The 10,460-nt window shown below is 55.5% G+C and carries 6 protein-coding genes and 1 pseudogene; 6 read left to right on the top strand and 1 reads right to left on the bottom strand.

The features are described 5' to 3' along the window. The 5 genes and pseudogenes from KBY85_RS14680 to KBY85_RS14660 form a co-directional block, all read left to right on the top strand. Nucleotides 1-226 (top strand): annotated as a pseudogene (locus KBY85_RS14680) (DNA ligase-associated DEXH box helicase); the annotation flags it as partial. Between the two features lie 7 nt (nt 227-233). Further along, a complete protein-coding gene (locus tag KBY85_RS14675) occupies nt 234-1,859 on the top strand; it encodes an ATP-dependent DNA ligase (protein WP_254962209.1) in 1,626 nt (541 codons plus the stop codon). Between the two features lie 310 nt (nt 1,860-2,169). After that, the gene (locus tag KBY85_RS14670) at nt 2,170-6,363 is read left to right on the top strand and encodes a multicopper oxidase domain-containing protein (protein ID WP_254962207.1); all 4,194 of its coding nucleotides are present in this window, start codon (nt 2,170-2,172) and stop codon (nt 6,361-6,363) included. A 166-nt stretch (nt 6,364-6,529) separates the two neighbouring features. After that, a complete protein-coding gene (locus tag KBY85_RS14665) occupies nt 6,530-6,820 on the top strand; it encodes a hypothetical protein (RefSeq protein WP_254962206.1) in 291 nt (96 codons plus the stop codon). A 19-nt stretch (nt 6,821-6,839) separates the two neighbouring features. Further along, a complete protein-coding gene (locus KBY85_RS14660; RefSeq protein WP_254962205.1) occupies nt 6,840-7,790 on the top strand; it encodes a hypothetical protein in 951 nt (316 codons plus the stop codon). Between the two features lie 74 nt (nt 7,791-7,864). Here KBY85_RS14660 and KBY85_RS16015 read toward each other — a convergent pair whose 3' ends face one another. Then, on the bottom strand, nt 7,865-8,227 hold the full coding sequence (locus KBY85_RS16015; protein WP_254962204.1) for a heavy-metal-associated domain-containing protein: 363 nt from the start codon (nt 8,225-8,227) through the stop codon (nt 7,865-7,867). Between the two features lie 1,107 nt (nt 8,228-9,334). On the opposite strand from KBY85_RS16015, the gene KBY85_RS14650 reads away from it, so the two are divergent. Next, nucleotides 9,335-10,460, top strand: a 1,126-nt coding sequence (locus KBY85_RS14650; protein WP_254962203.1) for a hypothetical protein, incomplete at its 3' end; no start/stop codon positions are given.

The raw sequence follows: 10,460 nt of genomic DNA, 5'->3' as shown, positions 1-10,460 counted from the left end.
GCAAACGGCGTTCGTGAGCGGCTGGATGGCGGTGCGTGGCGCTCGCCGCCGCCGCGGCTATGAGCGCGGCTTCGTGATGAGCGACCACGCCGACTGGCCCGGCCTGATCCAGAGCGTGCAGCAGAGCGGCGCCCGGCAGGTGTACGTGACCCACGGCAACAGCGACGGCCTGGCCCGCTACCTGAGCGAGGTGGAAGGGATCAGCGCCGAACCGCTGGCGGGCTGAAACCGGCATGCGTCGCTTCGCCGATCTCTACAGCGCCCTCGATGCCAGTAGCGGCACCCAGGCCCGGGTGGATGCCCTCGTCGCCTATTTCAGTGGTGTTGATGCCGCCGATGGCGCCTGGGCCCTGCACGTGCTGCTGGGCAAGCAGGGCAAGCGCCTGATCACCGGCCGCCGTCTGCGCCAGATCTGCCTGGAGGAATCCCCCCTGCCGGAGTGGTTGTTCGACGACTGCTACGCCCACGTTGGTGATTCGGCCGAAACGATCACCCTGCTCTGGGCCCAGGTGGGCGCTGGGGCGAGCGAACCACTGCAGCACTCCCTACACACCTGGATGGAGCAGCTGCTGCCGGCCGCCGCCGCCCTGGAGGGCAGCGAGCAGGCAGAAGCGGTGCGGCAGCTTTGGCGGGGCCTCAGCAGATCCGAACTGCTGGTAGCCAACAAATTGCTCACCGGTGGCCTGCGGGTGGGCGTGGCCCAGGGGCTGGTGGTGCGCGCCCTGGCACGCCTCAGTGGGCTGGAGGAAGCGCAGCTGCAGCACCGGCTGATGGGCGGCTTCAAGCCCAGTGCTGCCGCCCTCACCGCCCTGCTGGCCCCAGCCGATGGAGCCGAAGCGGTGCCCAGCCGCCCCTACCCCTTCTACCTGGCATCGCCCTTGGAGCAGCAGCCGGCCGGCCCCGCCAGCGATTGGCAAGCGGAGTGGAAGTTCGACGGCATCCGCGGCCAGCTGATCCGCCGCGCCAACGAGGTTTTTTTATGGAGCCGCGGCGAAGAATTAATCGGTGCCGCCTTCCCCGAATTGCTCGCAGCGGCAAGGTGCCTGGCCAACGGCACCGTGCTCGACGGCGAGATCCTGGTGTGGCCCGCCGGCTCCGACCAGCCCGCCCCCTTCGCCCAGCTGCAGCGCCGCCTGGGCCGCAAGGGGCCAGGGCGCAAGCTGCTGGCCGAGTGTCCGGCGGCCTTCGTGGCCTACGACCTGCTGGAGCTGGGGGGCGACGACCTGCGCCAGCGCCCCCTGAGCCAGCGCCGTTCAGCCCTGGAGGAGCTGCTCCAAGACCTGCCTGAAACGACACCCACCCCGGCAGCCGGGCTCCTGCGCCTATCCCCCCGCCTACCCCTAACGGCCTGGGAGCAGCTGGAGCCGCTGCGCTTGCAGGCCGCCAGCGCCGCCGCCGAAGGCCTGATGCTCAAGAGCATGGCCTCGCCCTACCTGGCCGGCCGCAAGCGGGGCCAGTGGTGGAAGCACAAGCGCGATCCCTACACGCTCGATGCGGTGCTGCTCTACGCCCAGGCCGGCAGTGGCCGCCGCGCCAACCTGTTCACCGATTACACCTTTGGGCTCTGGAACGCCGAGGGGGAGTTGGTGAGTTTCGCCAAGGCCTACTCCGGCCTCAACGATGACGAGATCACGGCGCTGGATCGCTGGATCCGCAGCCACACCAGCGAGCGCTTCGGGCCAGTGCGGGCGGTGCAGCCGGTGCAGGTTTTCGAGCTGGCCTTTGAGGGGCTGCAGCGCTCCAGCCGCCACAAGAGCGGCATCGCCGTGCGCTTTCCCCGCATAGCCCGCTGGCGCCACGACAAACCGGCCAGCGAAGCCGACACCCTGGCTATCGCCCTGGGGTTGCTAGACCAGTGAAAGGGGTTTAGGCCGGCAAAGCCATATCCAGCCAAGCCATATCCAGCCAAAATGATGACTCGGGGGACAGCCGCCCACGATCTCTGGCCATGTCGGCCTATCACAAAGCCATTTTTACGCCCTCGAAGCGAGGGGGGCTTGTGAGGTTGTGCAGATAGCGCAGTTTCTGCTGGTTGAACCACGCCTTGGACGTCCATGAGTCAAAAATGAGGGGGGGTTACAAAGCTTCATAAATACCGCGGGTTGTTTGATGAACTACCAGATCCTCCCACTCCTAACCGTCATAGACGAGGGCCAAAGCCTGACGACGATGGTTCACACCACCGGTGTAGCCGCGGGAACGTTGCTCTACTGGTCGCTCGGCGGCGCCAACATCACCGACAATGATTTCGCTACTGGCGGCCTCACGGGAGAGGGAACGGTCATTACCGATGCCAGCGGCAAAGGCATGCTTTCCCTCTCGCACCGGATCGCCAACGATGTGCTCACCGAAGGCATCGAGACCCTGGAGATTCGCCTGTTCAGTGACTCAGCGCGGACCAAACAACTCGGCACCACCACCAAGGTGAGCATCAGGGACACCTCCCTAACCCAAAAGCCCGTCGCCCTCACACCGACTTACGCCGTCGTGGCGGAGGCGGCTGTTCTCAGTGAAGGACAGGCTCTCAAGGCAACTGTCACAACGAAGAATGTACAGAAAGGGACAAAACTATACTGGTCTCTCGCCGGAACCGGCATCACTGCCGCGGACTTAAGCAACGGTGCCGTCACCGGTGTAGGCAGCGTTGACAGCCAGGGCACGTTCAGCATTAGCAGCACAATCAGCAACGACCTCAAAACCGAGGGCGCTGAAAAGCTGGAAATCAAGCTCTTCACTAATGCAGCCCGCACCAAGCAGGTTGGCAAGAGTGCCGTGGTGCAGATCATTGACACCTCGCTGACGCCGCAGCCAGCACCAAAAACGCCCATCTATCAGATCAAGGCCTCAGCCACGCGTCTGAATGAGGGGCAGATTCTCACCACCGCCGTACAGACCACCAACGTGGCTGCAGGCACAAGTCTCTACTGGAGTGCCTCCGGCAACAAAATTGACAGCAAGGACTTCAGTGCGGGCGCTTTAGAAGGTTCAGGGATGGTGGATAGTAAGGGCCTATTGAGCTTCTCCCACACCCTCGCTAATGATCTCAGCACCGAGGGAGATGAACTGCTGCAGGTGAAGCTGTTCAGCGATGCAGCCAGAACCCAGGCCATCGGCAGCACAGCATTTGTCACCATCTCCGATACATCAATTACGCAGATTGGTCAGCTGCCGCCCACCTACAACATCACATCTGCCACGGTGACCAACGAGGGAGACACTCTCACCACCACGATCAGCACCCAGAATCTGCCTTCTGGCGCGGACCTTTACTGGCTACTCTCCGGCACCGGAATCGATAACGCCGATTTCAGCACGGGAACAACCACTGGCGTGGGAACGATTGATGCACAAGGCAAGTTCACCCTTACCCATGTTCTTCGCGACGACCTCAAAACAGAAGGCAGCGAAACCCTGAAGTTCAGCCTGTACACCGATCCAGGCTTGAGTGTCGCCGGCCAGGTGGGATCGGCCTCATTTGTCATCGTCGACACCTCAATATCCCCAGTGGTGCCGACCTATGCACTCATCCCTTCGCTGACGATCCTCAGCGAAGGTCAGGGCCTGACCACCAGTGTGGCCACCACTAACGTTACAAATGGCACCATTCTCTATTACCAATTCAGCGGTGATGGCATCGACCCAAGTGATCTCAGCGTTGGAGCAATCTTCGGCCAGCTAGTGATCCAAGGCGGCAAGGGATCCTTCCTCCACACCTTAAACAAGGATCTCAAACAGGAAGGAGATGAGACCCTAGTCATCCAGCTCTATTCAGACAAGCCTGGCGGTATTCCAATCGGTTTGCCGATGCAGATCACGATTCAGGACACCTCCCAAGCTCCGGTGGTCACCACCGAGATCTTCCAACCGCAATTCACCCCCTTCGCCGTCAAGAAGTGGGCTTCCGCCTTGCCCGTGCCTTCCCTGAAGGTTCCTGATTACATCGGCGACCAGCCAGACATCTGGGGAACAAATTTCGCACCACAACGGACACCAGGTGGTCAACCAGCCCTGTATAAGGACGTGGATCCAACCCAGAAGGTCTACGGCGGCATCGCCCCTGAGTTCTACGACCGTACCGTCGCCGGCACCACAACCCCGTACTACACCAGTGGCCAGGCCACCTCCTGGTATTCACAACGGGAATCGGCCAACAAGCAGATTGTGGTGGATGGAGCGAATGAGGTAGTCAGCACCCAAATTTTCGGCTACGACGGCACCATGCCTGGCACCACCTTCAAGACCCGGGTGGGACAGCCAGTTGTGGTGCGCCATTGGAACGATCTTCCTCTGCTGGCTGGTATGCCTGTAGGTCTCAATCAGCGAGAAGGCATACACCTACACGGTGGTCACAATGCTGCCCACGCCGATGGCTACCCGTCGTTTTCCATCAATCAGGGGATGTATCGCGATTACTACTACGCGAATACAGTTCCAATGAACAAAGATGGCAACCCAATCATGAGCGAATCGCCGTCCACCATGTGGTATCACGACCACGGTGAAGACCTTACCGATTTGAACGTAGTCAAAGGCTTGGCAGGATTCTGGCTAGCCTTCGATGATCGCGAACTTGACCTGATCAAGAATCATGTGCTTCCCGGCTGGTGGAAATCCCCCGCTGAGTGGAATGAAAAGGAATTCATGGATAACAATTCTCCCTACGATATTCCCCTGGCTCTGAGCGATCGCCGCTTCAATGCCGACGGATCCTTTTTCTACGAAGGCTTCCCAATCGGGAAGGACACCGATGGCTACCTCGGTGATGTGATGTTGGTGAATGGAAAATCCTATCCCTATCTTCAAGTAGAACAGACTCAATACCGCATGCGCATGCTCGGCGCTGCAGCCGCCCGTCACTGGCATCTAAGTGTCCAAGATGAGAACGGCGTGATGCAGGAGCACATGCGCATCGGCAATGACACCTGGCTACTACCGCACGCGATCAAAATGACGGACTTCACCATCTCACCGGCGCAGCGGGCCGATGTGGTGATGGATTTTTCCCGCTACGCGCCCGGCACAGTGTTGTACCTCGTTAACACAGCCGAACAGACGAGTGGCAGAGGACCAGAGGGAAAACTTGAGACGATTGGAACCACCGGCTTCTCCGAACGGATCATGAAGATCGTGGTGGGCGCTAAAACCACCTCAACACCCACCACCGTCCCCTTAGCAGAAGGAACCCTGCTGAGAGCAGATGTACCAATTCTTGAATCCGAAATAAGCAACCGACGTACTTTTAATTTTCATAGGAGCAATGGACTCTGGCTTATCAACCAGACCCACTACGACAGCCACTTGTCAAACGCCCCCATGCACGTTGGTGTTGCTGAACAATGGACACTGGTTAATGGCAGCGGTGGCTGGTGGCACCCCATTCACATACACCTTGAATCGCATCATGTGAAGACCATCAATGGCATTGCACCAAGCCCAACATATTTTCCGGAAAAACAGTTCAAGAGTGATGTCACGTTGCTGGGGCCAAACACCACAGCGGTGATCAACATGAAATTCCGCACTTTCGAGGGACCCTTCGCGTTCCACTGCCACATCACGGCGCACGAAGATTCGATGATGATGTTCAACTTCGATCCCTACGTGCCCGCAGAAAATCCAGCCAATTACAAGGAAGGCGATCCAATACCAGTTCATCGTAACCACACACCATTCCCCTTCTTCAGCGCCCACCACCCCGACGAACTAGTGCTGGCAGCACCGACCCTGCCAACAACAACGGGCACCGCAACAGCAGCAACAGCAGCAATCGCAAGCGCATCATCAACCATCTCTGCCAACGGTGCGCCAATTACACTTTCGCCAACCCTGCTCAGCCAGTTTGGCTATATCGCCTATGGCACCGATAACGGTGATGTAATTCAGGCCACTTCGAATAACTCCTATCTAAACGGTCGCAATGGCAATGATTACCTGCGCGGCGACAACGGCCACGACATGCTTGTAGGTGGAGCCGGCGATGATGTGATTAGTGGCGGCGCCGGTGATGACCTCGTCGCCGGCGAATTTGGCAACGACATGCTCACTGGCGGAGCTGGACGCGATGGTTTCTACTACGTCACCGCCGATGAAGTTAGCACCGATGTAATCACAGACTTCAAAGCCGGCGAAGACTTTATTTCTCTGCACCACGCCATCCGCAACACCAATGGGGCAGATGCAACTTGGACATACATAGCCGCGAATGCCTTCTCAGGCGCCAAAGGCGAGGTCCGTTTCGCCAATGGATTGATGCAGTGCGACCTTGATGGTGACAAGACGTCGGACATAAACGCCAGGCTACTGGGCATTACCAGTTTTGATGCCAACTGGCTGAATGTACCCGTGGTCGCAGCTGCGATCTAAACAGGTGAACGTAATGACAGACTCCATCCCTATCTCCGGTCTCAGCAATCAATACCGTAGCCGGAATCCTGGGCGCATCCTCCGGGCTCCACGCTCACTGGCCGCATTAACCTTGCTGTTTTGCTCCAGCACCCTGATGTGCTGCGCTCTGCCAGCAGCCCTTGTGATGATCGGAGCCGGATCGGTGCTGGCCAGCCTGCTGAGCTGGCTGCCGGCCATCGTGGTCCTCTCCCAACACAAATTGATGGTGTTCGGGATCGCGGGCGTCAGCCTGCTCGTGGCGGGTTTTGTCTTGCAGCAGAGCTCCCGTATGCCCTGTTCGCTCGATCCAGCATTGGCACGCCGCTGCCGACAACGCCTAAGCCAGGGCCGCAAACTTTATGCCTTGTCTTGCACAGCTTTCATGATCGGTGGATTTTACGCATTCATCTTACCTATACTCCAACAATCGGCCTGATCAACAGAGGGGGACAAGCATGATCTGGTCGACCCTACGTTTACTGCAAAACCCTCAACAGGCACTGCAGGCAACCTTGACAACTTGTCTCGGATTCTCTTTGCTGAGCTTGCAACCAAGCCATGCGCTGCCGATGAGTTATGCCGGCAGTACTATGGTGATGGTAGACATTGATCCTCACTGGTCGACTATCTCAATCACCAAAGCCCTTGATCGCAGGAATGGTATTGGTGCATCGGTTCAGTACATTCCAAGCATGCAAGGCGATAACAGCCACAGCAGTACCTCTTCAGGCGAGGGATCCCATGCTATGCAAGGGAATGAAACCTTCATCCTGGTGGATGCCACCCGGCTGGTGCGTCGCTGGAATATGCCGAATGCACAAGCCAATCTCTGGTTGTTTGCCGGAATTGGTGTATATGGAGCGAGCGGTATAAGCGAACTGGTAACGGTCCCGAACCCGGATGCATCGGCAAACCAGCCCGACACACCCAATCCGACTCCAAATCCGACTCCACCGATACCACCTCACCCACACCAGCATCTTCTGAAGCCGGTTACCAGCACCTCCATCGCCAGCACAACAGCCAACAATCAATCCAGCAATTCAGCGGTCTCGCCGTATTTACAGTTCATGGCTGAAACGCCAAGTTCCCTGAGTTTCGCTGTCCGGCCCGGCATCCAGTTCGATGCTGAAACCACACGCCTGCGATTTGAAGCAAAAGCTCTGCTTTTTCTCGCCTCCGGAATCGAGCGTCCTCTTTTCAGCGCAACCGTAGGAGCCGCCTTGACAGAAGCAACCTATACAGGTTTCCAGCCATGGATTGAACTCCAGGCTCGCTCGATGCCAGGGGTTATTGATGAACTGGAACTAATACCTAAACTACGCCTTCTCCACAACCGGATTGTGCTAGAGGTTGGGTACAGCAACCTCGGCACCGTGATGGGCGGACTAGGCTACAGATTCTAAACAGAAAGTAAATAAGAGCTTATACAATCATGTTGATACAAGCAGAAATATTGTCGTACAATTCGCGGCCAGTCTTAAGGCGATAAGTTTATATGCTTAATTTCACGGACATCAAATCCAGCATCACGAATCAGCTTGCGGAGTTGATCATCCTGGATCGTCTCCCCAGGACGCACCCAAACCTGAACAATCCGCTTAGACAAATCAATCTTGACATTCTGCGTCGCAGGTAGACCACGGATCTTGCGCTCGACGCCCTGCACACAGAAAGAACAAACCATCCCATTAATGGTGAGGTCAATACGCTCAGAACTGACACCATTTCCCATGGAGGGAGAACCAATACAGGCCAGAGACGCCAACAAAATCGGCACGACAAAGCGCCTGCCCAGCCAGACGGGAAGCAGAGGAGGACCGTAGTGGAAAATTTTTTTCACAACAGGGATAACAGCGAGAAGGTGATTTCAGCTAGTAAAGCCAAAATTCCAATATCGTTAATTATACTCGATCCTTACCCAGCATCGGCAGAGCCTCGGAGATCTTTGGGAGGTAAACACGTGACCATCCATAACCGAGCAACGTGGGCGCATGGACCGAATGATTGGCTTGCAGCACGTAGGGAAGCTGCCCATCCCAGGCCGGCCAGAAATAAAATTTAAGCTTAAATATGCTATTGACCTTCTGAGGCGCTCTGCGGTGTCATCACCGATAGGTAAATGCCAGAACAAGGTTCGAGCTGCATCGCAAGCTTATAGAGTAGAAGTTGCCAAGCAAGCTTGAGATCTTCGCCAAGCTCAAGGCCGGGCAATTCACTACCCGCCAGTAAGCAGATCCTCGGATGGTCACCATATCACTGTGTATGCCTTCTGGCGAGAGATAAGTCTGGCTACTATACCTGCCTCTTAAGCCAAGAGTCATCACTCTTACTAGAAGACAGAATCAAGGATGATTATATCTCGTCAAATCCAAGAATCTTCAGACCCTACTCCCCAGGTAACGGTAAATCTTTCGCATTGGGCCTTGATAACACGTCGCGAAAGCTCTCTCTGTTATTAATTCAAATTAAACTGGAGTTTCAATCAGGTCACCTTAAGGTGATCCACACAACCAAGGCGCCACGAGAAGGCATAATCTACTAAAGGATAAGTTTGAGCGGCTTGAATCAGCAGCCCAGCATCCTCAGCGCCCTCAGGACGTCCATCCATTCCCAGAGAAACAACGAGCCGCTGCACTAATAAACAAGCTCACACAAACTAGTCAAAATGGCCTAGATCGCAGACAACAAGAATTTACGCCAAGAACATCTATACGCCGTGGACTGCTCGTAATCACCAAAATTCAACTGCCGCCCACGATCCTCTGGCCATACCAGTTTTAATAATGCCACTTTGACCGAGGTGGCGAAGCCTGCCGATGCTCCTGACGGCGCGAAACAGATTGTGCACTCGCAGGCTGGGGCTTGAAATTGTGCACATTGCGCAGTTCCTGGGCCTCAGACACGTTAGGCAGTTCCTCCACCTTAAAATCACAATGTAGCAGTGTTGATGGAGCAACTTGTAGTGGCACTTGAAATTCTTCTCAGCCAATTTAATGCCTCTATTTTGGTCGCCTCAGAGTGGGCCAATCTGGCGCTATTGCCCTCTTCATACCAGGATCTTGGCTTAGTAGCCATTTTCGCAGCACATGCCAATAGCAATCTCTCTGTTGCCACTCAGTTCAAGATTGATCTTGAATCCTTGCTAATAGAGTCAGAGTCCAATCTTAGTGCTGCAATAAATAAAGGTGAGAATGTCTCAACTCTAGATTATCTGAAAGCGGAGCTCAATTCAACACAATCAGCCAATCAAAAGGCTAACGCTGAGCTAAGAGCAGCCACCACGAACGTTGAATCGGCACTCAAATTAGTTGAAGTCCTCTTAGCGAACACCGGAGATGTTGTTGAACTCCCCAAGAAGCTCATCTCTGCAATTGAAGCCATCAGCGACGCCACACTTACTATCCAAGCAGCATCGATAGAGGCATCAGATTACCCTGAGCTAGCTGTGCAGGCTGCGGAGCAAATCAATAGCGAGATTGAAAAGCTAGATGACGCGCGAAGCGAGCTTGACGCTGCCAGAGCTGATCTCTTGGAGGCCATGCAAAAAATGGGCTCACCCGCGAGTCCAGGACTTAGTGCTTTACTGGGTCTTAAAATCAACATTGGATACCTTATTGAAGAGAGCCAGGCAACACTTAAAGCATTTCAAGAAAATGATCAGACAACACATTCTTTTAGCCAACTCGAAAAGTTCGCTGAAGCACTACAGCAAAGTGCAGCCCAAGCTGAGTCTTCGGTAGAGCAGGACAATATTCTCAAAGCATCATTATACCTCAGAGACCTAAACAGCACAATGCCAGAAGTCATCAAAACGATCAAAGGCGTCAGCCTCTCAATTGTTGCTGATCAGTACATCATCATCAACGGCAATTCACCATTCATTCTTATCACCATTAACGGCCAGCCAGCTTCCAAAACTAATCCAGGTGGAGGCTGGGAAGCTATTGCCGTCGCTCCTTCCAAATCAGGCACTCAGTACGAACTGATCTGGCAAAAAACTGGAACTGATCAATTCGCAAGCTGGAAGCTTGGTCTTGATGGTGCCTTCATCAAAGGTGATCTACTCTCCGCTA

This window comes from Cyanobium sp. BA5m-10 (assembly GCF_024346255.1).
In the GTDB taxonomy this organism is placed as follows: Bacteria; Cyanobacteriota; Cyanobacteriia; order PCC-6307; family Cyanobiaceae; genus Cyanobium_A; species Cyanobium_A usitatum.
Note: the sequence above shows the minus strand (reverse complement) of the source record. Positions and strands in the feature narration are given on the sequence as shown.